A 22,232-nucleotide genomic window follows, 5' to 3' on the forward strand; every position below is an offset into this window, starting at 1 on the left:
GACAAAAAGCGCCCAACGTGGCCTGGCACCGTCCGCACGGCTATCGGCAGCGTTGCAACAAGCTCTCGTTGATCTCCCGCAGATCGACGATACCCAGCAAGCCCATGTCGCGCCTGATTTCCTCGGAGATCAGCGCGATGGCATGGGCCACGCCGCGCTCGCCCGCCACCGTGGCCGCATAGTTGAACGGCCGGCCGACGAATACGCAGCGCGCGCCCAGCGCCAGCGCCTTCAGCACGTCCGTGCCACGTCGCACGCCGCTGTCGAGCATGACGTCCATGCCGCCCGCGGCGTCCACGATCGCGGGCAAGGCCTGCAGGGGCGCCAGGCTGCCGTCCAGTTGCCGCCCCCCATGGTTGGACACAATGACCGCGTCCATGCCGTGCGCGCGCGCGGTGCGCGCGTCGTCCGGATGCAGGATGCCCTTCAGGACCATCTGGCCTTTCCAGGTCTTGCGTATGGCGGCGACGTGCTGCCAGTTCAGGTGCCCGCGATCGGAAAAGTCGCGCAGCACATGCCTGGACAGGATCGGCGCGCCGCGCGCGGCGTAGTTGTTTTCGAAGTGCGGCATGCCGTGGCGGGCCAGCGTGCGCAGCAGGGTCCCGATCAGCCAACGCGGGTGCGTGATGCCCTGCCAGGCCAGGCCTATGCTGGGTCGCAGCGGGGTGGAAAACCCCGCCCGCACGTTGTTCTCGCGGTTGGCGGCCACCGGCGTGTCGACCGTCAGCACCAATGTTTCCACGCCGGCGGCGGCGACACGGTCGATCAATGCGGCAATCTGGGCGCTGTCGCCGGGCAGGTAGGCCTGGAACCAGGTCCCCGGGGCCGCCGCCATCACGGTTTCCAGGCGGATCAGCGAGGACCCGCTCATGATGCAGGGCACGCCCGCCGCGGCCGCGGCGCGGGCGAGCGCCACGTCCCCGCGATAGCTGGTCAGCGCCGCAATGCCCATGGGCGCCACGCCGACGGGCGCCGCATACTCGCGGCCCAATATCGTGCAGCGGGTGTGGCGGCGCGACACGTCCACCAGCACCTTCGGGCGGAACCCGTATTCGCCGAAGGCCTGCCGGTTGCTCCGCTCGGACTGCCCGTCTTCCACCGCGCCCGACACATAGGCATACAGGGGCTTGGGCAGGATCCGCCGGGCGGCGGCTTCGAAGTCGTGCAGGCTGAGCATGCGGCGCAGCGGGTCTGGCATGGCGGGGGTTCCTGGCGGGGCCCGGCGGACCATCCGCCGCGCAAGGGTCATGGGTAACGGCGAACGAATATAGGCCGGCCCGAGGTTTGAATAAAGTGACTTTATTGATGTTCGTTATTACACTTTTCCTCGCCCTCAATCGCCTTGCAGTCGCCCCGACCCTTCACTTCCCATGACGCTCAAGCAACTCGAGGCCTTTTACTGGGCCGCCACCTGCAAGAACTTTGCCATCGCCGCGAATCGCCTGAATATTTCGGTGTCGTCGTTGTCCAAGCGGATCGGCGAGCTGGAATCCTCGATCGGCGCCGCGCTGTTCAGCCGCAGCGCCCGCAGCGCCACCCTGACCGCGCTGGGCGAGCAACTGGTGCCCCATGCCAAGGACCTGCTGCGCAACGCGGACCAGTTCATGCAGCAGGCCAGCAACAACCTCAGCTACTCCGGCCGTTGCCGCTTCGGCGCCGGCGAGCTGACCGCCATGACGTGGATGGCCGGACTGATCGCCGTCATCCAGCAGGCCCACCCCAACCTGCTGGTCGAGCCCTTCGTGGGCGTGGGCGAACTGGTCGAGCGCGGGCTGGAGGAAGGCGAGCTCGACTTCGCGGTGATCGCGGGCCCGTCGTCCCGAGCGTCGCTCGCCTCGCGCGTGATCGGCAGCGCCCATTTCGAATGGGTGGTATCGGCCCGGGCCGTGCCCGACGCGGCCTCGCTTGAACCGGCCGATCTGCCGGGCCTGACGCTCATCACCCTGCCGCAAAGCTCGGGCGCGATCCGCATTCTCGACGACTGGCTGACCGAGCAGCGCGTGTCGCCCGGCCGCAATCAATGCTGCAATAGCTGGCCGGGCATCGCCGCCATGCTGCGGCAAGGGCTGGGGCTGGGCTTCCTGCCTGCCGCCTGGGCCCAGGTGTTGATCCAGCGCGGCGACTTGCAGCCGCTGTCGCGCTTTCCGCCCTTGCGCCCCCTGGCCTATACCTTCCAGTGGCGCCGCGACGACACCCGGCCCATGCTGGAAAGCCTGCGCACGCACGCGCAGGCCTGCCTGGACTTTCACGCCCCTGCCGGAATGCTCTAGCCCGGGCGCGAGCCGCACGCGACACTTTCCAAAAAGCGTTGTTTTCGACATCAAATTATTCGCTTTAAACCGCCATGAGCCCGGCGTAGAGTCCCCCCGGACAAACATCCAAGGAGACAAAGCGCCATGTCGGAGTTCGGATTCACCCTGCAGGCATGCCCCGCCGGCCCCAGCCGCGAAACGCTCGCGGCCTATCAGGCGTTGGCCGTGGCCAACATCAGCGACGCGATGAGCCGCGCGACCGGCACCTCGGCCCTGCGCCCGATGCATCGCTCGCGCCGCATCCTCGGCCGCGCCTACACCGTGCGCACGCGGCCGGGCGACAACCTGATGGTGCACAAGGCGATCGATTCCGCCGAGCCGGGCGACGTGATCGTGGTCGATGCCGGCGGCGACATGAACAACGCCATCATCGGCGAGATCATGGTTGGCTGGGCCGCCCGACGCGGGCTGGCCGGCTTCGTGATCGACGGCGCCATCCGCGACAGCGAAACGATCGGCGCGGGCGATTTTCCCGTCTATGCGCGCGGGGTCGCGCATCGCGGCCCCTACAAGGATGGCCCCGGCGCCATCAACGTGCCGATCGCGATCGACGGCATGGTGGTCCTGCCCGGCGACCTGCTGGTGGGCGATGCCGACGGATTGCTGGCCATCCGTCCCGACGAGGCCCCCGCCATCGCGGAGCGCGTGCGCGCGATCGCCGCGGCGGAAGCCCGCGTGCTGGAGGACATCGCGCGCGGCGCGCTGGACCGCGCCTGGGTCGACGCCACGCTCAAGGCGCGGGGCGTGCTGTGAGCGCGGCGTCTTCCACCCAGACCGCCCGGCTCTGCCGCCTGGACCTCTGGCTCAATCCGGTGTTCGACGAGATCATCGGCGCCACGCCCGGCGTCTCGCTGTCGGTGCTGCCGGCAAGGGGCGACGATGCGCGCACGCTGGCCGGCCTGAAGTCGGCCCATGCGTATCACGTATCCGCGGCCAAGGACGAACTGCCGCGGCAATGGTTCGTCAATGCCGACCTGATCGCGCAATGCCCGGACCTGGTGTGCGTCTCGTCCGGTGGCGCGGGCTACGACACCATCGACGTGGCGGCCTGCACCGCGGCGGGCATCGCCGTGGTCAACCAGGCGGGCGGCAACGCGGAATCCGTGGCCGAGCACACCTACGCGCTGCTGCTCGCCGTGCAGCGGCGCGTGGTGGAATCGCACCAACGCCTGCGCCACGATGCCGGCTTCACGCGCGAGGACCTCATGGGCCATGAAATCCATGGCCTCGTCCTCGGCCTGGTCGGCATCGGCAAGATCGGTACCAGCGTCGCCCGCATTGCGCGCGGCTTCGGCCTGCGCGTGATCGCGCACGATCCGCTGCTGTCCGCCGACGCCATCCGCGACCGCGGCGCCGAGCCGGTGTCGCTGGACGAGTTGCTGGCGCGGTCCGACGTGGTGTCGCTGCATTGCCCCCTGGACGCCTCCACGCGCGGCCTGTTCGGCGCCAAGGCCTTCGCGGCCATGAAACGCGATGCGGTGTTCCTCTCGACCGCGCGCGGCGGCATCCACGACGAAGCGGCACTGCACGACGCCCTGCGCGCCGGGCATCTGCGCGGCGCCGGGCTGGACGTCTGGGAACAGGAGCCGCCCGAACGCGACGCCCCGCTGCTGGGCCTGCCCAACGTCGTCGCCACCTTCCACACCGCCGGCGTCACCCACGAAGCCCGGCGCAACGTCGCCCGTTCATCGGCCACGCAGCTCGTTGCGATGCTGCGCGGCGAACGCCCACCGCAACTCGTCAATCCGGAGGTCTGGCCGCTGGCGGCCGAACGCATCGCAAATCTGGCATGACTACACGGCTTGAGCCGTCGCCGGCATCGCAACGCACGATGCAGGCAGGCCCCGGCCACATACCAAGGAGACAAACCATGCAAAAACACAATAAACGCGGGACGCTGCGCGCGCTGGCAGCCTTGCTGGCGGGCGCCGCCCTGTTCAGCGGCGGCGCGCAAGCGGCCGGCTACCCCGAACATCCGATCAACCTGATCGTGTCTTACGGGCCGGGCGGCGGCACCGACCTGGTGGCCCGCATGATGGCGCCCTATCTGCAGAAATACCTGGGCGGCGATGCCCGCATCGTCGTGCTGAACCGCCCCGGCGCGGGCGGCGCGATTGGTTTCTCGGAGCTGGCGCGAGCCCAGCCCGACGGCTACACCATCGGCTTCATCAACACGCCGAACCTGTTGACGATTCCCATCGAACGCAAGACCAGCTTCACCTGGCGCAGCTTCGATCTGCTGGGCAACCTGATCGACGATCCCGGCGCGTTTTCGGTGCTGAACGACAACCCGATCAAGACCCTGGCCGACCTGTCCGCCTACGCCAAGAAGAACCCGGGCAAGGTCACGGTGGGCACCACCGGCACGGGCTCCGACGACCACCTGGCCATGCTGCGCTTCGAACGCGTGTCCGGCAGCAAGCTCAGCCACATCCCCTACAAGGGCGCGGGCGAGGTGCGGGGCGCGCTGGCCAGCGGCGAGATCACGATCGGCGCCATCAACGTGGGCGAAGCGCTGCAGTACCAGAAAGGCGGCACCCCATTGCGCATGCTGGGGCAGATGGGCAAGACGCGTTCGGCGGCGCTGCCGGACGTGCCTACCTTCAAGGAACAGGGCTTCGATTTCGAACTGGCGTCGCTGCGAGGACTGGCCGCGCCCAAGGGCTTGCCCGACGACGTGCGCGCCAAGCTCGTCGCCGCCGTGAAACGCACGGTGGACGATCCGGAGTTCCAGGCCAAGGCCAGGGACATGTTCGCGCCGCTGCGTTATCTGGCGCCCCCGGAGTACGCCAAGGAACTGGCGGCCGGCGAAGCGGAATTCCAGGCGCTCTGGAAGGAAGCGCCCTGGCTCGATAAGTAGGCGGTTCGAGGGCTGGCGCGGGCGGGTTCCCGCGCCAGCCCGCCGGCTGACCGAACCGGTGTCCATCTGCCTCGAGCGTTGACGGCCGGCCGGCGCCGGACGTTTTCCCGCACGCCCTGGACAGCCAGCGCCAAAAACGGATAGCCCCATGCCCGGCGGGACGGGTTTTCCAGCAGTCCCGCCCGGGGCGCGGCGTTTTACTATGAGGACCATCATAAAGGCGCGCCACAGACGTGGCCGCCAGGGGAACCGGCGGCCGCTGCCCGCCGGACATCAGGACCTGAGCAAGGAATCCCGGCCATGCTGAACACGACGCAGTCCGATGCCGAGACATCATGGCAAGCCGCCGGGCCGCGCGCGGCCGCCGGGGCCATGGCCGGCGCCGCGGGGTGGCGCATCGACACCATCCTGGCGACACCCGCGCAGCAACTGTTCGCCTCGGGCGACCTGGACGAAGCGCGCGCCATGGTGGGCCGCGTGATGCGGCCGCACCACCTGGGCGTGGTCGGATCGACGCAGCGCCTGAATGCGCGCATGCATCACCAGCCGCTGGGCGAAGTATCGCTGAACCGGCTGCGCTACGGCGCGAACGTCGAGATCCGGCCGGGGCCGCTGGAGGACTTCTTCCTGGTGCAGATGCCGCTGTCGGGCGCCGCGCTGATCGAGAGCGGGCCGCAGCGGGTGGATTCGACCCCGGACGTGGCATCGGTGGTGAGCCCGGATGACGACCTGGCGATGCATTGGGCCGACGACAACGACCAGTTCATGTTGCGGGTGGGCCGCTCGCTGCTGGAACGCACCCTGGTGGGCCACCTGGGCTGTACGCTGGATCGGCCGCTGCGCTTCCAACTGGGGTTCCGCTGGCGCGAGTGTCCGGCCTGGCGCTGCCTGATGGCGTATCTGCTGGACTGTTCCTCGCAGCACGCCGACCTGGCCGAGCACAAGCTGATCGTGCACCAGATGGAACAACTGGTGGCGGCGACGCTGCTGTCCGCCCTGCCCCACAACTACAGCGCCACGCCGGCGGGCCGCCGCGGCGCGGTGCTGCCGCGCCACGTGCGCTGCGTGCAGGATTACTTGCAGGCGCATGCGCACGAGCCGGTCAGCGCCGAGCAGTTGGCGCGCATCGCGGGAGTCAGCGTGCGCAGCCTGTATGCCGGCTTCAAGGAATTCCTGGGCATCAGCCCCATGCACTATCTGCGCGATCTGCGCATGGAGCGGGCGCGCGCCGAACTGCTGTCAGGCGAATGCCAGAACGTCGCGGGCGTGGCGTTGCGCTGGGGTTTTGCGCACCTGGGACGTTTCAGCGCCGGCTACAAGGCGCGTTACGGCGAAAGCCCCAGCCAGAGCGTGCGCCGGCACGGCTGAAGCGGCAACTCTGTCAGGACTGGCCAGACCTTGCGTTCAAACAACCCTGGGGATGGCCAATCGCAAACGATCGTCCGCTCACGCTGATGGCGTTCATTGCGGCATTCCGTTCGGCATTCAACGTGGCGTTCAGTGCGACGTTCAGCGTGGCGTTCAGCGCGGCTTCCAGGTCAGCCCGTCGGTCGAGCGGTATTCCGGGGTGCCGGCGCAGCAGCCGCCGGCGCCGAACGCCTGGCGGCCGATGAAGGCCTGCACGAAGCCCTTGCCCGCCGTCAGTTCCTGGCGCACGCAGAGTGTGGGCAACAGGGAGAAATCGCCTTCAAGCACCTGCGTCCAGGCGACGTTATCGCCTTCCGCCGGTTCCACCTTGTAGACCTTGCATTCATGCATGAGCAGGTGGATGGGCTTGCCCGCCAAGGTCCCCTTGAACTGGCGTTCGGGCGGCGTTTCCTGGGTGGCCAGGGTTTCCGCCGTGAGCCTGGACCCGGCGGGCGGCGGCGGCAGCGACGAGTCGCAACCCGCCAGCGCCACCGACGCGCACAGGACGAGAAGAGCCAGGCGGGCGGGGCGTGTCATGGAGCCGCCGCGTCAGGCCACGTTCGCGTAGCGTTGTTCAAGGTAGGCGATGATGTCGCTGGACTCGTACATCCAGCGCGTGCCGCCCGCTTCCTCGATGCGCAGGCACGGCACCTTGACCTTGCCGCCGCCGGCCTGCAATTCGGCGCGCGCCTGGGGATCCCCTTTGGCATCGCGCAGCGCCACGGGCACGTTCAGGCGGTGAATGGCGCGCCGCGTCTTGACGCAGAACGGGCAGGCATGGAACTGGTAGAGCGACAGCGCGGCCGCCTCGCGGTCGACGGCGGCCTGGCCTTGGGCCGAGCGTTGCCGCGGGCGCGGGCGCGTCAGCGCATCGCCCAGGACAATCAGTTGACCCACACCGGCACGCAAGGCTTTGACAATCATGGATGGCTGCTTGAAACGAAGAGAGCCTTGAGTCTAGCCCATTCGCGGCGGCGGGCGGCCGGCGCCCGCCTTGCCATCGCCCCCTTTCCCCGCGGCGGGCCCGCTGCCGGGCCGGCCCGCCGCACGCAGCCCCAGGGCCTGTCTATCCTGAAAGGAGCCGGGCGCGGGCCCTAGAACGGAATGGCCAGTTTGACGTACAACTGCGCGCCCTCCGGCCGGTTCTTGACCTGGAATTCCTGCTGCCACTTGGCGGTGAACAGCCAGCCGCGGTCGTTCATGTAGCGCACCGACGGCCCCACGCCGAAGGCGCGGGCGCGGCCGGCAGCGCTGTTGGGGCCGTTGTCGTCGGTGACCTGCTGGAAGGCATGCCCGCCCACGCCCAGCACCCAGCCCTTGCCCACGCCCCAACCCACCGCGTAGTCGGCGTGGATGGCCTGGCCCGAGCGGGTGTCGGTGGCGGTGTTGCGGAAGTTGAAGTCGTACATCAGCTTCAGATCGGCATTGAAGCCGTCCGGGCTGAAGCGGCTGAGCGCGAACACGGGCTGGGCGGTCCAGTAGTTCTTGCCGAGGCTGGACGGGTCTTTGCGGTCGTATTCGCCGGTGGGCGCGTACATGTCCAGGCCGACCACGTAGTGCAGCGATTCGGACAGGTGATAGCCCAGCGCCACGCCCAGCGTCATGTCGCCCAGGCCGGTACTGCGGTAACGCTGGCCGCCGGCCTTGAAGGTCACGTCCAGCAGCGGCGCGATGGCATGGAAGGCCAGTTGGCCGCCCAGCACCTGCTGCGGCGTGACCCAGATCAGGCGCGGGGCCAGCACGTTGACGTCGACCTTGAAGTCGGGCACCGGCAGGCGCTCGCCGTCGTTGCCGCGCAGCTTGTCGTAGCGCGCGCCGCCGCCGTAGACCAGCATGTGCACCCCGGGCGGCGGCAGCGCGCCCGACATGAAGTTCTCCAGGCCGTCCGGATAGATGCCCAGGCCGCCGCCTTCGGTGGCTTGCGCCACGCCGCCGGCCAGCGCCAATGCCGCGGCGCAAGCCAGCCGGCGTGTCAGGTGTCTCTTCATGTTCCGCTCCTGCCCCCGCGGGGCGCGAGATGTTGTGCGACGAGATAGCCGGAACCGCCGCCCAGTCCGGGACCCGGGTGGGTGGCGGCGCCGATGTGGAAAAGGTTGCGCAGCGGCGTGCGGTGGCCACGCGCGCCCTGGCTGCCGGCGAACGGGCGCAGCCAGAAGAACTGGTCGGGCGAACAAATGCCCGCGTAAGGATCGCCGCCCACCAGGTTGCAGTTCAGCGCCTCCAGGTCGGCCGGCGAGTAGCTGCGGCGGCCAACGATGCGTTGCGCCAGGCCGGGCATGACCGGCTCCAGCCGCGCCTGCACGCGATCGGCGACGGCCTCGCGCAGGGCCTCGGTCCAGCGGCCGTCGGCGGGCGTGTCGATCAGGCCGGCGGCATCGCCCTTGACGCGCACCGGCAGCTCCTGCATCTGCACCCACAGGATCCAGCCGCCGGCCGGCGCGCGCGACGGATCGACGGCGACCGGCTGGCCGATGGCCAGCGTGGGCCGCGCCGGCAACAGGCCGTTGTTGGCCTCGGTGACCGACGCGCAGACCTGCTCCATGCTCTCGGTCAGGTGCACCAGCGGCACGTGGCGCAGTTCGGGCGTGCGCCAGTCGGGCGGCGCGTCGAGCGCGAAATGGATCTGCATGCCGCCGCGGCCATGGCGGTAGCCGGCGGCGCGGCGCCGCACCGGCTCGGGCGCGTCGGGCAGCAGCGTGCCGTACAACTGGCCGGGCGTGACGTTGCAGACCACGGCCTCGCCGGCGCGGTACTCGCGGCCGGCGGCCACGACGCCGACGGCGCGGCGGCGGCGGCCTTCGCCATGCGTCAGGATGCGTTCGACGGCGGCGCCGGTCCGCAACCGGCCGCCGTGGTGCTCGATGACCTTGGCCAGGGCGTCCACCACGCCCTGGCTGCCGCCCTTGACCACCGGCATGCCGCCGGCCACCACCGCGGCGAAGGTCAGCTTGCCGATCAGCGCCGAACAGGCGTCGTCCGGTCCCAGGCCGGTGTGCAGCACCCAGGGCGCGATCAGCGCGCGCGCCGCGTCGGATTGCAGTTCACGGTCCGACCAGCGGCGAAAGCTCTCCAGCGAATCGGCGGCGAACGCCATCAGCCCGTCCAGGCCGCGCCGGCGCCACTCGCCGAACAGCAGCTTGAGCATGCCGGCGCCATAGGGGTTCTGGCCCAGCAGGCCGAAGGTCAGCGCGGCGTCTTCGCCGAACAGGCGTTGCGCCATGGCGCCGAACGCGGCGCCGTCGCCGGGCGCCCACGCGTCCAGGCGCCGCGCGCTGTCCGCGATGTCCTGCTTGAGGGCGATGCCGCTGCCGTCGGGCAGCGCCAGGCCGGTGGTGTAGTCGCACTGGACGAATTCCAGGCCGGCCGCCTGCAGGGCCGGCTTGAGGGCGGCGTAGGCCGGACCGCCGACGAACAGCGGATACCAGCTCGACAGCACGTCGTGGCGGTAGCCGGGAAACAGTTCCTCGGTGCGGATGCAGCCGCCCAGGCGGTCGTTGCGCTCCAGCACCAGCACCGATTTGCCGCGCTGCGCCAGCAGCGCGGCGCACACCAGCGAATTCATGCCGCTGCCCACCACGATGATCTGGGCGTCGGAGGCGGAAGATAAGGGCATCATAGGGTCAGCGCCGTGAAGCGCCCCGCATGGAACACCAGCGGCGTGGCCTCCAGGCTGGCCACGCGCAGCACCCGGCCGAACAGCAGCAGGTGGTCGCCCGCCGGACTCTGCTGGTCGTTGGCGCAGACCAGCGTGGCCACTGCGCCGGCGATGGCGGGCACGCCCTCGGGCACCTCGTGCAGCTCGGCGCCTTCGAACTTGTCGGGCACCGCCGGATCGGCGAAGCGGCGCGCCAGCGCCTCCTGGCCGCGGGCCAGCACGCTGATGGTGAAGTGGTCGCAGTCGCGGAACGCCGCCAGGTTGGGCGAGCGGTTCACCAGGCTCCACAGCACCAGCGGCGGATCGAGCGACAGCGAGGCGAAGGAGTTGATGGTCAGCCCGACCTTGCGGCCGTCCGGACAGCGCGTGGCGACGATGGCCACGCCCGTCGGATAGCTGCCCAGCACGCCGCGCAGGACCTTGGGGTGCAGGTCGGTGCTGCCCCAGTCCAGGGCCGCCATCACGCCGCCGCCCGGGTGGATTTTTCGGCGATGAAGGCCTCGCAGGCGGTGGCGTCGGTCCACCACGGGAAGAAGTTGGGCGGATGGTTGAAGCCGTTGGCGATGGCGCTGGCCAGCGCGGGCGCGTCGCCGGCGGCCTGCAGCAGGCGCAGCAGATGCGGCGGCGGCGGCAGCAGCATCGAGTTGGTCCAGTCGACCACGGCGCTGGCGTAGTCCCAAAAGCGCTCGAAGGTCTGCCGCATCCAGTCGGCGGTGAAGGGCTGGTCGCCGCGCGCCAGGATCGCCTCCAGGTAGACGGCGCAGGCCTTGGTGGCGTTGTTCGAGCCCTGGCCGGTGATGGGGTCGTTGGTGACAACGGCGTCGCCCAGGCCGAACACCAGGCGGCCGGACGGCAGGGTCATGACCGGCTTGCGCACCGTGGGCGCGAAGCTGCCGGCCAGGATGCCGTTGGCGTCGGTCAGTTCGACCGATGCGCAGCGCTCGGCCTCCCAGGGCAGGAAGGTGCGCAGGATGTCCAGGCTCCTGGCCAGATGGTCCTGCGGCGTCTTGATATCGCGCCAGCAGTCCATCGGGCCGCCCGGCACGCCTTCGAACACCATGATTTCGCAGGGGCCGCTCAGGGTCAGCGCAGGAAACACGAAGTACTCGCCAACGCCGGGAATCAGGTTGAAGGCGACCCGCGAGAACACCGGCGCCGGGCGCATGCCGCGCACGTACGTCAACGCCAGCGCGCGCTGCGGCTGGTCGAAGCGCGAGCGCGCGGTGTCGCGCTCGAACAGCCTGACCACGTCGCCCTTGCCGGCGGCCAGCAGCACCAGGTCATGCGAGGCGGCCAGCAGCTCCAGCTCGGCCACGCCGCCATCCTGGATCAGCAGGCGGCCGCCGCGGGCGGCGAACAATTCCATCCAGGCCGGCATCTTGATGCGCTGGTCCACCGCCTGCGCCGGGCGGTCCAGGCGCGCGGCCCAGTCGATCAGCTTGTGGCCGGGGAGCTCGGGGTGCGGCACGGCCAGGCCGATGCCTTCGACCGGCGGACAGTCGGCTTCCCACTGGTTCAGGCCCAGGTCGCGCTCGATCTGCAGCGAGGCATCGAACATGCATTGGCTGGACATGACCTTGCCGCGGCGGATGTCATCCGGCTCGCGGTTGGTGACCACGGTCACCTCGTAGCCCTTGTCCAGCAGGCCCAGGGCCAACGGCAGGCCGGCCTGCCCGCCTCCGACGATCGCGATTCGACGCATGATGCTTCTCCTTTTTGGTGTGCGGGTCCGCCGGGATCCTGGCGGGCCGATGAGCGGTGAGGCCGGCCTTATTCGGCCAGGCGCGGGATGGCGGGACGGGCCTGTTCGGGGCCCATGGCGGAGTAGCCGCCGTCGACGGCGTAGTCGGCGCCGGTGACGAAGCTGGCGTGGTCCGACAGCAGGAAGGCGACCACCTCGGCCACTTCGGCCGGATCGCCGGCGCGGCCCAGCAGGTGGAAGTCGGCGGCGACGCGGTCGGTCTTGGCGCGGTCGCCCTGGGTCAGTTCGTCCATGACCCGCGACCAGGTCCAGCCGGGCGACACGGAATTGACGCGGATGCGGTCGCCGGCGTAGTCCATCGCCAGGCTGCGGGTGACCTGCAGCAGCGCGGCCTTGGAGACCGGGTAGAGCCAGCGGCCGGTCTGCGCCACGCGCGACGAGATGCTGGTGAAGTTGACGATGGCGCCGCCGCCGGCGGCCACCAGGTGCGGATGCACGGCGCGGGCGGCCATGACGGCGCTGACGACGTTGATGTCCAGGGCGCGCAGCCAGTCGGCGCGGCCGGAGGCGGCGCCGTCGTCGAGGTAGGTGGCGGCGAGGTTTACCAGGTAATCGATGCGGCCGAAGTGGGCGGCGACCTCGGCGACGGCGCGGGCCAGTTGCGCGTCGTCGGTGATGTCGAGCGGCCAGGCGCGGATGCCGTCGGGGTCGGTGGCGGCGACGCGGGCGGCGCCGTCGGCGTCGATGTCGAAGATGGCGACGCGCACGCCGTTGGCGCGCAGCGCGGCGACGACGCCGGCGCCGATCAGCGTGGCGCCGCCGGTGACGATGGCGGTTTTGTGGGCCAGTCCCTTCATTTGCTTGCCTCCTGGATTGCTGAGATCGTGAGGCGGATGTTGCGGCTGGGCGCTTGCTGGGGGGTAGCCGGATTTGGCGGTGGGTATCCGGGGAGTGCGGGTATTGTGGGGGGGGTTGATGGCCGTCAGGGGGGGATGGCCGGTGGCTGCGGTGGGTATCCGGTTTGTGCTTTGCTTTGTTCGCCTGGGAAGGGGGTGGTCAGGGTGATGGGCTTGGTAGGCCGGCTCTGCTTCGTAGGCTGCCCCTCGGGCGGGCGCAGTCGGTGGCGGGCGCCCACGATTGCGGTCCGGAGCGTTCGCTCCGGACTGCCCCGTTGTCATCTTCGTTGTCGCCTGCGGCGACTGCCTTCAGATTCCCTCGGGCGCATCGAGGTTGCCCGCCACCGACTGCGCCCGCCCGAGGGGCTACGTGCGTCTTGGTCTGTCGCGCTGCAGGACCTGTGGTCAGGGAAGGGAATTTTCAGGGCTGCCAATCCTGGCCGCGCGGGCGGCCAAGATTGGCGTCCAGGTATTTGAAGGGGTGGCGAATGCGCTGCGCGCCGGTGATCGATGCATATCCATCTTCCGCAACTTGCTGGGAGATAGAGAGAGGTTGGCCATTTCACCGATGCGGGGAGCGGAAGGTGACGCGTGTATCGCGTCGTGCGGTCAGTCCGCCCTTCTCCATACACTGGCGAGCCAGGGTTGTTGTTCGCGAGGGAGGCCGTCGGGGCGGTAGTAGTGTTCGAGCTCTTCGAAGCCCGCGGCTTGCAGCAGGGTGCGCCAGCCGGCCAGGTCGTGGTAGGCGCCGTAGCGGCCGCGGTTCCAGCCTTCCTGGTTGCCGCCGCGGGGGTTGGAGCTGAAGAGGACGCCGCCGGGTTTGAGGGTGGCGCGCAGGTCGCGCAGGACGCGGGGCAGTTCCTGGGAGGGGACGTGGAACAGAACGGCGTTGGCGAAGATGCCGTCGAAGCGGGCGGCGGGCAGTTGCAGGCGTAGGAAGTCCTGGTGCCAGACTTCGCGGCCGCTGGCGGCGCGGGCCATGGCGACGAAGCTGGGGGTGCCGTCCAGGCCGACGGGGCGGTGGCCAAGGGCGGCGAAGGTCTTGAGGTCGCGGCCGGGGCCGCAGCCGAGGTCGAGGATGTCGTAGGGCGGCTCGCCGTCGATATGGCGCAGCAGCGCGGCGATGTTCTGGCTGACGTCGTGGTCGCGCGTGCCGGCCTCGAAGGACTGGGCGCTTTCTTCGTAGTGGGCCAGGGTCAGTTCGGTGATCTTGGCGAGGTCTTCGGCGTCGAGGTTCATGGAACGATTGTGCCGTAAAAAAACCCGCGCACGTTACCCTGCGCGGGTTTGGGGTCGGGCGTGGCCGGCTCAGGCGCGGCAGGCTCAGGCGGCCAGACGGCCTTCGATCCGGGCCTTGGCGGCGGGCAGGTCCTCGGGCAGGCCCTGGGCCAGTTGGCCGAACAGCTCGTCGTGCAGCGCCAGTTCGTCGCGCCAGGCGCCGTCGTCGACCGACATGACCTGTTCGAACTTGTCGGGGCTGAATTCCAGGCCGGTCCAGTCGATGTCCTGGTAGCTGGGCGAGATGCCGAACACCTGGTCGACGCCGCCGGCCTGGCCGTCGATGCGGCCCAGCATCCAGCGCAGCACGCGCATGTTCTCGCCGAAGCCGGGCCAGACGAACTTGCCGTCGGGACCCTTGCGGAACCAGTTGACGCAGTAGATGCGCGGCAGCGTGGCGCCGGCGGCTTCGAGCTGCTTGCCCAGCTTGAGCCAGTGCGTGAAGTAGTCGCTCATGTTGTAGCCGCAGAACGGCAGCATGGCGAACGGATCGCGCCGCACCACGCCCTGCTGGCCGACGGCGGCGGCGGTGGTTTCCGAGCCCATGGTGGCGGCCATGTAGACGCCTTCGACCCAGTTGCGCGCCTCGGTCACCAGCGGCACGGTGGTGGAGCGGCGGCCGCCGAAGATGAAGGCGTCGATCACCACGCCCTGCGGGTTTTCCCATTCGGGGTCGATCGACGGGCACTGCGCCGCCGGGGCGGTGAAGCGCGCGTTGGGGTGGGCGGCCTTGCGGCCGGTTTCGCGGGCGATGGCGGGCGTCCAGTCCTGGCCCTGCCAGTCGATCAGGTGCGCCGGCGGCGTGTCGGTCATGCCTTCCCACCAGACGTCGCCGTCGTCGGTCAGCGCGACGTTGGTGAAGATGACGTTGGCCTTGAGCGTGGCCATGGCGTTGAAGTTGGTCTGCTCGCTGGTGCCCGGGGCCACGCCGAAATAGCCGGCCTCGGGGTTGATGGCGTGCAGGCGGCCGTCGGCGCCCGGCTTGATCCAGGCGATGTCGTCGCCGATGGTGGTGACCTTCCAGCCGTCCATGCCCTGCGGCGGGATCAGCATGGCGAAGTTGGTCTTGCCGCAGGCCGACGGGAACGCGGCGGCGACGTGGTACTTGCGGCCCTTGGGCGAGGTCACGCCCAGGATCAGCATGTGTTCGGCCAGCCAGCCCTGGTCGCGGCCCATGGTGGAGGCGATGCGCAGCGCGAAGCACTTCTTGCCCAGCAGCGCATTGCCGCCGTAGCCCGAGCCGAAGCTCCAGATCTCGCGGCTCTTGGGGAAGTGAACGATGTACTTGGTGGCGTTGCAGGGCCAGGCCACGTCGGCCTCGCCGGCGGCCAGCGGCTTGCCGACCGAGTGCACGCACGGCACGAAGTCGCCGTCGGTGCCGAGCACGTCATAGACCTGCTTGCCCATGCGCGTCATGATGCGCATGTTGACCACGACATATGGGCTGTCGGACAGTTCGACGCCGATGTGGGCGATGTCCGAACCCAGCGGACCCATCGAGAACGGCACTACGTACAGCGTGCGGCCGCGCATGGCGCCGTCGAACAGGCCGTTGAGCGTGGCGCGCATCTCGGCCGGGTCGGCCCAGTTGTTGGTCGGGCCGGCGTCCTCGGGACGGTCGGAGCAGATGAAGGTGCGGTCTTCGACGCGCGCCACGTCCGACGGGTCGGAACAGGCCAGGAAGGAATTGGGCCGCTTGGCCGGATTGAGGCGGCGCATGGTGCCGGCCTGGACCATCTGTTCGCACAGGCGATCGTATTCTTCCTGCGAACCATCGCACCATTCGACGCGGTCCGGCTTGGCCAGCGCCACGACGCTGGCGACCCAGTCGATCAGGCCGCGATGCTTGACGTACGCGGGTACGTTCAAGGCCGCCAGGCCCCCGTCCAAGGGTTTATTCATCAGGGTTATCTCCATACTAAGGCTAATGGCGATACGGCCCCGTTTGACTGGGGCCGTATACATGTTTGCGCCATCATACTTGCAGCGCCGGGCAGCCCGTCAACCCGACCAAACGGACGAGTTTGTCACCGGGTTTGTCACTGTTTCATGGGCGCTTGTCGCGTTCGCCGCCCTCATGCATAGCTGCCGTCGCGCAGCGAGCGGCGGATGATCTTGCCGGTGGCGGTGGTCGGCAAACTCGTTACAAAGCGGATGCGGCGCGGGTATTCATGGGCTGCCAGGCGGTTGCGCACGTGCGCCTGCAAGGCCTTGACCAGCGCCTCGTCGCCGGCCACGCCGTCGTGCAGCACCACGTAGGCCATCACCACCTCGGTGCGCTCGGCGTCGGGCACGCCCACCACGGCGGCCATGCGCACCGCGGGGTGGCCCAGCAGGCAGTCCTCGATCGGCCCGGGGCCGATGCGGTAGCCGGCGCTGGTGATGACGTCGTCGTTGCGGCCGACGAAGCGGATGAAGCCGTCGGCGTCGCGCACGCCCATGTCGCCGGTCAGCAGGTAATCGCCGGCGAATTTCTCGGCGGTGGCCTGCGGGTTGTTCCAGTAGCCCAGGAACATCACCGGATCGGGCCGCAATACGCCGATATTGCCTTCCTGCCCATCGGCCATTTCGGCGCCCTGCCCGTCCACGATGGCGACCCGGTGGCCGGGCGCGGCGCGGCCGATGCTGCCGATGCGCGGCTCGAACAGGGATGAGCACGATGACACCAGCATGTTGCATTCGGTCTGGCCGTAGAACTCGTTGATGGTCACGCCCAGCACCCGGCGGCCCCAGTCGATCAGCTCGGCGCCGAGCGATTCGCCGCCGCTGGCCACCGAGCGCAGCGCCAGCGCGCCGGGCGCGGGCGGATGGGCCACGCCGCGCATCATCTTGAGCGCGGTGGGCGGCAGGAAGGTGTGGGTGACGCCATGGCGCGCCATCAGGTCGAAGGCCGCGGCGCCGTCGAATTTCTCGAAGCGCCGCGCCAGCACCGGCACGCCGTGGTGCCAGGCCGGCAGCAGCACGTCCAGCAGGCCGCCGATCCAGGCCCAGTCGGCCGGCGTCCACATCAGCGTGGCGTGCTCGGGAAAGAATTCGTGCGACATCTCCACGCCCGGCAGGTGGCCGAGCAGCACGCGGTGGGCGTGCAGCGCACCCTTGGGCTTGCCGGTGGTGCCCGACGTGTAGATGATGACGGCCGGGTCGTCGGCCGCGGTGGGCTCGGCTTCGAACTGCGCGGATTCAGCGTCGAGCGAGGCGTGAAACGGCAGCGCCCCGCCCTCGCCCGGACCGTCGATGCAATAGACCGTCCGCAGGGCCGGCAGCGTGGCGCGGATCTCGCGCAGGCGGCGGCAGCCCTCGGCGTCGGTGACCAGCGCGGCGGCGCCGCTGTCGGCCAGCCGGTACTGGATCGCGTCGACGCCGAACAAGGTGAACAGCGGCACCGCCACCGCGCCCAGCTTGTACACGGCGATGTGGGTCACGGCAGTCTCGGGCGCCTGCGGCAGGTACACCGCCACCCGGTCGCCGCGCCGCACGCCCTGGCGCCGCAGCGCGTTGGCCAACTGATTGGCGCGCGCCTTGATGTCGTCGAAGCTGTAGCGCGTCTGGCTGCCGTCGCTTTTCTCGTGGATCAGCGCCAGCCGGCCGCTGCCGTCGGCCCACTTGTCGCAGGCGTCCACGCCGATGTTGTAGGCCGCCGGCACGCGCCATTGGAAGGAAGACGCCAACTGCGCGTAGGTTTCGGTTCTGGACAGCATGATGCTCGGGTCTCCGTGTCGCGGTTCTTGTGTTCGCCGTTCTTTTGTATTCGTGGCGGGGGCTTTGAGGCGCGGCGCCGCGGGTCGTTATGATAGTAAGCCCTGGCCACATCCCATCGCCCCGCCGCCCCCATGGAAAAAACCGCCGCCGTCCCGATGCGCCGCCCGCCGGCCAGCGCCAAGTCCGAGCAACGGATACGGGACATCCTGCGGGTCGCGCGGCAGGTGTTTTCCGAGGCCGGCTTCCAGGCCGCCACCACCACCGAGATCGCGCAGCGGCTGGGCGTGTCCGAAGGCACGGTGTTCACCTACTTCGGCGGCAAGCGCGAGCTGTGCGTGCGCGTCATCAGCGACTGGTACGACGAGATCATCGCCAAGGTCGAGGACTACCTGCCGCACGTGCAGGGCGCGCGGGCCCAACTGCACTACCTGGTGCATGCGCACCTGCGCCACCTGCTGGCCGAGGGCACCGGGCTGTGCGCCTTCATCCTGTCCGAAGGCCGGGCCCGCAACGACGATTTCGGCGAGATCTACGCCGGCCTGCAGCGGCGCTACACCGCGCCGCTGATGCGCATCCTGGCGCAAGGCCAGGCCGACGGCCACATCCGCGAGGACATGCCGCTGCGCCTGCTGCGCTCGGCCATCTATGGCCCGATGGAACACGTGCTGTGGGACGCCATCCTGCGCGGAACGCGGGTCGACGTGGCGGCCACCGCCGACCAACTGGTCGACTTCCTGTGGCAGGCGCTGCAGCCGCCGCGCCGCGACGCGCTGGCGCTGGCGCGATTCCGGGGCGAGGTGCAAGACGCCCTGCATCGGCTTCAGTCCGCCGAGAACAAGGACGGCGGCGCGTACTGAGGAAAGCCGTCGTAGGTCTCGCCGCGCGCGGCCGGCGCCAGCGTCCAGGAATGGCGCGCGTTGGGCACGCCGCCATCCACGCGGATGACGCTGCCGTTGATGAAGGCCGCCCCCGGCGACAGCAGGAACACCACCGCCGCCGCCAGCTCGGCCTCGGTGCCGAAGCGCTGCAACGGCACCTTGGCGGCCAGCCCGCGCAACACCGCGCGGTAGTCCTCGTCGTAGCTGTCCATGCCGCTGGAGGCGATCCAGCCCGGCGCCACCGCGTTCACGCGCACCCCGGCGTGGGCCCATTCGCAGGCCGCCGTTTCGGTCAGGTTCCAGACGCCGGCGCGGGCCGCGCCGGAATGCCCCATGCCGGGCATGCCGCCCCAGATGTCGGCCAGCATGTTGACGATGGCGCCGCCGTGCTGGCGCATGTGCTGGGTATAGACCTCGCGCGCCATCAGGAACGTGCCATGCAGGTTGTTCTGCACCACCGCGTTCCAGCCGTTGAAGCTGATCTGGTCCAGCGGCGCGGGGAACTGGCCCCCGGCGCAATTGAACAGGCCGTCGATGGCGCCATGCGCGGCCAGCGCGTCGGCCACCGCACCCCGCACGCCGGTTTCGCCGCGGATGTCGCAGGCGTGCAGCGTGATGCGGCCCGCGGCCTCGGGATAGATGCGCGCCAGTTCATCGCGCGCGGCCTCCAGCTTTTCCGGCTTGCGGCCCACCAGCGCCAGGCGCGCGCCCAGCGAAGCCAGCTCGTGCGCGGTGCAGCGCCCCAGGCCGCTGCCGCCGCCCGTGACCATGACGGTCTTGCCGTCGAACAGGCCCGGCCGGAAGACCGACGCGTAGCGCGACGCCGCGGCGGCGCCGTCGGGGGATGGGTTCATGTCTCGCTCCATTATTTTTTTGAGGATAACTCAATAACCTGACAATAAGTTCATCATTTAGGCGTATTACCCTATGGAAACAATGCATCGATTCAGGCTATTAGTTGAGCCTTTATCAATAATTCGGAGACCCGCATGAGCACGCCAACCCCGCTGCTGGTGGACCGCGACGGCCCCGTCGCCCGCCTGACGCTGAACCGCCCGGACATGCGCAATGCCTTCGACGAAACGCTGATCGCGGCGCTGACCACGGCGGTGCGCGAGGCGGCGGACGACCCGGCCGTGCGGGTGCTGCTGCTGACCGGCGCGGGCAAGGCGTTCTGCGCGGGCGGCGACCTGAACTGGATGCGCAGGATGGCCACGCTGACCGACGCCGACAATCGCGCCGACGCCGACCGCCTGGCGCGGATGCTGCGCGCCATCTGGTCCTGCCCCAAACCCGTGGTGGCGGCGGTCAACGGCGATGCCTACGCAGGCGGCATGGGCCTGGTGGCGGCCTGCGACGTCGCCATCGCCGCCGATCACGCGCAGTTCTGCCTGTCGGAAACGCGCCTGGGGCTGCTGCCGGCCACCATCAGCCCCTACGTGATCCGCGCCATGGGCGAACGCGCCGCCAATCGTTACTTCCTGACCGCCGAACGCTTCGACGCCGCCGCCGCGTACCGCATGGGGCTGCTGCATGGCATCGTGCCGCTGGCGCGGCTGCAGGACGAAGCCGACGCCGTCTGCCGCGCGCTGTGCGACAACGGCCCGCAGGCAGTGCAGGCCAGCAAGCGGCTGGTGCGCGACTTTGCCGGGCGGCCGCTGGATGACGCGCTGGTGGCCGATTCGGTCGAACGCATCGCCGCGGTGCGTGCGTCGGATGAAGCGCGGGAAGGCGTCAGCGCGTTCCTGGAAAAGCGCCCGCCGGCCTGGCGCGCGTCCTGAGGCAAGGCGAGGCGGCGCGGCGCGTCCGCGCCGCGGCGAACATGGCGGCCGTATCCCACATGCCATAATCGCCGATGCAAATCCTGGAATCTCCATGCCCACCGCCTTACCCGTTTTCCCCCCATTGAATGCCGAGCGCCTGTGGTCGCGCGTCGAGACCCTGTCGCGCTACACCCTGCCCGACCAACCCTGGACCCGCCGCGCCTTTTCGCCGCTGTTCCTGCAAGCGCGCGAGTGGCTGCGCGGCGAGTTCGAGGCCGCCGGCCTGGCCACCCGCCTGGACGCCGGCGGCAACCTCATCGGCACGCGCGCCGGCCGCAACGCGCACCGCAAGCCCATCGCCACCGGCTCGCACTGCGACACCGTGATGAGCGGCGGCCGCTTCGACGGCATCATCGGCGTGCTGGCCGGCATCGAGGTCGCCCACACGATGCGGGAACACGGCATCGAACTGGAACACCCGTTCGAGGTCATCGACTTCCTGTCGGAAGAACCCAGCGACTACGGCATCTCCTGCGTCGGCAGCCGCGCCCTGAGTGGCCAACTCAGCGCCGACATGCTGGCTGCCCGCAACGCCGACGGCGAGACGCTGGCGCAGGGCATCGCCCGCATCGGCGGCGACCCCAGCGCGCTGACCGCGCCCCTGCGCGGCCCGGACGGCACCGCCGCCTTCGTCGAACTGCACATCGAACAAGGTCCCGTGCTGGAAAGCCGCCAGTTGCCCATCGGCGTGGTCAGCAACATCGTCGGCATCCGCCGCGTGCTGATCACGGTCGAAGGCCAGCCCGACCACGCCGGCACCACGCCCATGGACATCCGCCGCGACGCGCTGGTCGGCGCGGCCCGCATCATCGACGCCGCCAGCCGCCAGGCCAGCGCCGCCAGCGGCCATCCGCACTACGTGGTCGCCACCGTCGGCAAGCTCGCCATGACGCCCAACGCCGCCAACGCCGTGCCGGGCCGCGTCGAGCTGACGCTGGAAATGCGCAGCGACAGCAACGCGGTGCTGGACGCCTTCCCCGAAACCCTGATGGCCGGCGTGGCCGCCGACCTGAAGGCCCTCCGCCTGACCGCCGGCTTCGTGCAGTTGAGCCGGGCCCAGCCCACCGACTGCACCCCGCTGGTGATGGACGCGGTGCAGGTCGCCGCCGACCAGCTCGGCTACGCCAGCATGCGCCTGCCCAGCGGCGCCGGCCACGACGCCGTCTACATGGCGCCCACCGGCCCCATCGGCATGATCTTCATCCCCTGCCTGAACGGACGCAGCCACTGCCCCGAGGAATGGATCGAGCCGGCGCAACTGCTGGACGGCACCCGCGTGCTGTATCAGACCGTGCTGGAGCTGGATCGCCGGCTGTCCCGATAACCCACCCTGATGCCGCCATGGAACAGATAGAACTGAACGACAGCACCGCCGACCGCTACCTGCTGGACACCCCCGGTCTGACGCTGCTGGTGTTCCACAGCCGCACCTGCGGCACCTGCCGCATCGCGCGCGAACAGTTGCCCAAGCTGGACCTGCCGGTGGAACGCGTGTGCTGGGTCGATGCGGGCGAGAACGGCGGCCTGGTGGAGCGCTACGAGGTCTTCCACCTGCCGGCCATGTTCGTCACGCGCGACGGCGCCTTCTTCGGCCCGGTGCAGGCCAGCCTGGCCGAATGGGATCTGCGCCAGCAGATCGGACTGGCGCTGGACAGCTATCCGGCCGAACTGCCGTGAGCGCCGTCGCCGCCCTCGCGGCCCCTACCCGCCGTCCGCTGGACT

21 protein-coding genes are annotated in these 22,232 nt (G+C 69.7%); 9 read left to right on the forward strand and 12 right to left on the reverse strand.

Features of this window, described 5'->3' with window-relative positions; all coding sequences use genetic code 11:
• Positions 1–40 precede the first annotated feature (40 nt).
• Positions 41–1,198, reverse strand: coding sequence for an alpha-hydroxy acid oxidase (locus SB816_RS20210; protein WP_410547426.1), 1,158 nt, complete (start codon positions 1,196–1,198; stop codon positions 41–43).
• Between the two features lie 172 nt (positions 1,199–1,370).
• Here SB816_RS20210 and SB816_RS20215 point away from each other — a divergent pair, with 172 nt between their 5' ends.
• The 5 genes from SB816_RS20215 (at position 1,371) to SB816_RS20235 (ending at position 6,540) form a co-directional block, all read left to right on the forward strand.
• Entirely contained in the window at positions 1,371–2,270 is a 900-nt protein-coding gene (locus SB816_RS20215) for a LysR family transcriptional regulator (protein WP_049074773.1), read from the forward strand.
• A gap of 126 nt (positions 2,271–2,396) precedes the next feature.
• On the forward strand, positions 2,397–3,065 hold the full coding sequence (locus SB816_RS20220) for an RraA family protein (protein ID WP_054416106.1): 669 nt from the start codon (positions 2,397–2,399) through the stop codon (positions 3,063–3,065).
• A complete protein-coding gene (locus SB816_RS20225) occupies positions 3,062–4,105 on the forward strand; it encodes a hydroxyacid dehydrogenase (protein ID WP_410547427.1) in 1,044 nt (347 codons plus the stop codon). The genes SB816_RS20220 and SB816_RS20225 overlap by 4 nt, the downstream gene beginning before the upstream one ends.
• A gap of 77 nt (positions 4,106–4,182) precedes the next feature.
• Positions 4,183–5,172: a tripartite tricarboxylate transporter substrate binding protein gene (locus SB816_RS20230; RefSeq protein WP_054504001.1), complete on the forward strand. Its 990-nt coding sequence runs from the start codon at positions 4,183–4,185 to the stop codon at positions 5,170–5,172.
• Between the two features lie 300 nt (positions 5,173–5,472).
• Positions 5,473–6,540: an AraC family transcriptional regulator gene (locus SB816_RS20235; RefSeq protein WP_175168079.1), complete on the forward strand. Its 1,068-nt coding sequence runs from the start codon at positions 5,473–5,475 to the stop codon at positions 6,538–6,540.
• Positions 6,541–6,693: 153 nt separating this feature from the next.
• On the opposite strand, the gene SB816_RS20240 is transcribed toward SB816_RS20235, so the two are convergent.
• From SB816_RS20240 to SB816_RS20285, 10 genes are all read right to left on the reverse strand, one after another.
• Positions 6,694–7,116, reverse strand: a complete 423-nt coding sequence (locus SB816_RS20240) for a hypothetical protein (protein ID WP_054503999.1) — start codon at positions 7,114–7,116, stop codon at positions 6,694–6,696.
• A 12-nt stretch (positions 7,117–7,128) separates the two neighbouring features.
• The gene (locus tag SB816_RS20245; protein WP_049074789.1) at positions 7,129–7,503 is read right to left on the reverse strand and encodes a glutaredoxin family protein; all 375 of its coding nucleotides are present in this window, start codon (positions 7,501–7,503) and stop codon (positions 7,129–7,131) included.
• Between the two features lie 170 nt (positions 7,504–7,673).
• Positions 7,674–8,567 (reverse strand): transporter, encoded by an 894-nt coding sequence (locus SB816_RS20250; RefSeq protein ID WP_410547428.1) that lies wholly within the window; start codon positions 8,565–8,567, stop codon positions 7,674–7,676.
• Positions 8,564–10,192, reverse strand: a complete 1,629-nt coding sequence (locus SB816_RS20255) for a phytoene desaturase family protein (protein ID WP_410547545.1) — start codon at positions 10,190–10,192, stop codon at positions 8,564–8,566. The genes SB816_RS20250 and SB816_RS20255 overlap by 4 nt, the downstream gene beginning before the upstream one ends.
• Positions 10,192–10,695, reverse strand: coding sequence for a flavin reductase family protein (locus SB816_RS20260; RefSeq protein ID WP_054503997.1), 504 nt, complete (start codon positions 10,693–10,695; stop codon positions 10,192–10,194). Before SB816_RS20260 ends, SB816_RS20255 begins: the two co-directional genes overlap by 1 nt.
• Complete coding sequence (locus tag SB816_RS20265; RefSeq protein WP_410547429.1) at positions 10,695–11,936, reverse strand: styrene monooxygenase/indole monooxygenase family protein; 1,242 nt, start codon at positions 11,934–11,936, stop codon at positions 10,695–10,697. Before SB816_RS20265 ends, SB816_RS20260 begins: the two co-directional genes overlap by 1 nt.
• Positions 11,937–12,004: 68 nt before the next feature.
• Positions 12,005–12,793 carry an SDR family oxidoreductase gene (locus SB816_RS20270; RefSeq protein ID WP_269874560.1) on the reverse strand — a complete coding sequence of 263 codons (789 nt, stop codon included), beginning with the start codon at positions 12,791–12,793 and terminating at the stop codon, positions 12,005–12,007.
• A 648-nt stretch (positions 12,794–13,441) separates the two neighbouring features.
• Complete coding sequence (locus SB816_RS20275) at positions 13,442–14,071, reverse strand: class I SAM-dependent DNA methyltransferase (RefSeq protein WP_410547430.1); 630 nt, start codon at positions 14,069–14,071, stop codon at positions 13,442–13,444.
• Between the two features lie 84 nt (positions 14,072–14,155).
• Entirely contained in the window at positions 14,156–16,012 is a 1,857-nt protein-coding gene (locus tag SB816_RS20280) for a phosphoenolpyruvate carboxykinase (GTP) (protein ID WP_116792111.1), read from the reverse strand.
• Between the two features lie 173 nt (positions 16,013–16,185).
• A complete protein-coding gene (locus tag SB816_RS20285; RefSeq protein ID WP_410547431.1) occupies positions 16,186–17,808 on the reverse strand; it encodes an acyl-CoA synthetase in 1,623 nt (540 codons plus the stop codon).
• A 132-nt stretch (positions 17,809–17,940) separates the two neighbouring features.
• On the opposite strand from SB816_RS20285, the gene SB816_RS20290 reads away from it, so the two are divergent.
• The gene (locus SB816_RS20290) at positions 17,941–18,666 is read left to right on the forward strand and encodes a TetR/AcrR family transcriptional regulator (protein ID WP_175167703.1); all 726 of its coding nucleotides are present in this window, start codon (positions 17,941–17,943) and stop codon (positions 18,664–18,666) included.
• Here SB816_RS20290 and SB816_RS20295 read toward each other — a convergent pair.
• Positions 18,630–19,541, reverse strand: coding sequence for an SDR family oxidoreductase (locus SB816_RS20295; RefSeq protein ID WP_410547432.1), 912 nt, complete (start codon positions 19,539–19,541; stop codon positions 18,630–18,632). The genes SB816_RS20290 and SB816_RS20295 overlap by 37 nt on opposite strands.
• Positions 19,542–19,676: 135 nt before the next feature.
• Here SB816_RS20295 and SB816_RS20300 point away from each other — a divergent pair, with 135 nt between their 5' ends.
• From SB816_RS20300 to SB816_RS20310, 3 genes are all read left to right on the forward strand, one after another.
• Positions 19,677–20,468, forward strand: coding sequence for an enoyl-CoA hydratase/isomerase family protein (locus SB816_RS20300; RefSeq protein ID WP_144655166.1), 792 nt, complete (start codon positions 19,677–19,679; stop codon positions 20,466–20,468).
• 94 nt (positions 20,469–20,562) lie between these two features.
• Positions 20,563–21,834: a Zn-dependent hydrolase gene (locus SB816_RS20305; RefSeq protein WP_175142972.1), complete on the forward strand. Its 1,272-nt coding sequence runs from the start codon at positions 20,563–20,565 to the stop codon at positions 21,832–21,834.
• Positions 21,835–21,851: 17 nt separating this feature from the next.
• Positions 21,852–22,187, forward strand: coding sequence for a thioredoxin family protein (locus SB816_RS20310; protein WP_049074821.1), 336 nt, complete (start codon positions 21,852–21,854; stop codon positions 22,185–22,187).
• Positions 22,188–22,232: the final 45 nt, after the last annotated feature.

Source organism: Achromobacter sp. SIMBA_011, assembly GCF_046535435.1.
Classification (GTDB): domain Bacteria; phylum Pseudomonadota; class Gammaproteobacteria; order Burkholderiales; family Burkholderiaceae_B; genus Achromobacter; species Achromobacter dolens.

Bases quoted from the DNA above. Each gene is read 5' to 3' on its own strand.
- SB816_RS20210 (WP_410547426.1), bottom strand. From the start codon at position 1,198: ATGCCAGACCCGCTGCGCCGCATGCTCAGCCTGCACGACTTCGAAGCC.
- SB816_RS20215 (WP_049074773.1), top strand. From the start codon at position 1,371: ATGACGCTCAAGCAACTCGAGGCCTTTTACTGGGCCGCCACCTGCAAG.
- SB816_RS20220 (WP_054416106.1), top strand. From the start codon at position 2,397: ATGTCGGAGTTCGGATTCACCCTGCAGGCATGCCCCGCCGGCCCCAGC.
- SB816_RS20230 (WP_054504001.1), top strand. From the start codon at position 4,183: ATGCAAAAACACAATAAACGCGGGACGCTGCGCGCGCTGGCAGCCTTG.
- SB816_RS20235 (WP_175168079.1), top strand. From the start codon at position 5,473: ATGCTGAACACGACGCAGTCCGATGCCGAGACATCATGGCAAGCCGCC.
- SB816_RS20240 (WP_054503999.1), bottom strand. From the start codon at position 7,116: ATGACACGCCCCGCCCGCCTGGCTCTTCTCGTCCTGTGCGCGTCGGTG.
- SB816_RS20245 (WP_049074789.1), bottom strand. From the start codon at position 7,503: ATGATTGTCAAAGCCTTGCGTGCCGGTGTGGGTCAACTGATTGTCCTG.
- SB816_RS20250 (WP_410547428.1), bottom strand. From the start codon at position 8,567: ATGAAGAGACACCTGACACGCCGGCTGGCTTGCGCCGCGGCATTGGCG.
- SB816_RS20255 (WP_410547545.1), bottom strand. From the start codon at position 10,192: ATGCCCTTATCTTCCGCCTCCGACGCCCAGATCATCGTGGTGGGCAGC.
- SB816_RS20260 (WP_054503997.1), bottom strand. From the start codon at position 10,695: ATGGCGGCCCTGGACTGGGGCAGCACCGACCTGCACCCCAAGGTCCTG.
- SB816_RS20265 (WP_410547429.1), bottom strand. From the start codon at position 11,936: ATGCGTCGAATCGCGATCGTCGGAGGCGGGCAGGCCGGCCTGCCGTTG.
- SB816_RS20270 (WP_269874560.1), bottom strand. From the start codon at position 12,793: ATGAAGGGACTGGCCCACAAAACCGCCATCGTCACCGGCGGCGCCACG.
- SB816_RS20275 (WP_410547430.1), bottom strand. From the start codon at position 14,071: ATGAACCTCGACGCCGAAGACCTCGCCAAGATCACCGAACTGACCCTG.
- SB816_RS20280 (WP_116792111.1), bottom strand. From the start codon at position 16,012: ATGAATAAACCCTTGGACGGGGGCCTGGCGGCCTTGAACGTACCCGCG.
- SB816_RS20285 (WP_410547431.1), bottom strand. From the start codon at position 17,808: ATGCTGTCCAGAACCGAAACCTACGCGCAGTTGGCGTCTTCCTTCCAA.
- SB816_RS20290 (WP_175167703.1), top strand. From the start codon at position 17,941: ATGGAAAAAACCGCCGCCGTCCCGATGCGCCGCCCGCCGGCCAGCGCC.
- SB816_RS20295 (WP_410547432.1), bottom strand. From the start codon at position 19,541: ATGAACCCATCCCCCGACGGCGCCGCCGCGGCGTCGCGCTACGCGTCG.
- SB816_RS20300 (WP_144655166.1), top strand. From the start codon at position 19,677: ATGAGCACGCCAACCCCGCTGCTGGTGGACCGCGACGGCCCCGTCGCC.
- SB816_RS20305 (WP_175142972.1), top strand. From the start codon at position 20,563: ATGCCCACCGCCTTACCCGTTTTCCCCCCATTGAATGCCGAGCGCCTG.
- SB816_RS20310 (WP_049074821.1), top strand. From the start codon at position 21,852: ATGGAACAGATAGAACTGAACGACAGCACCGCCGACCGCTACCTGCTG.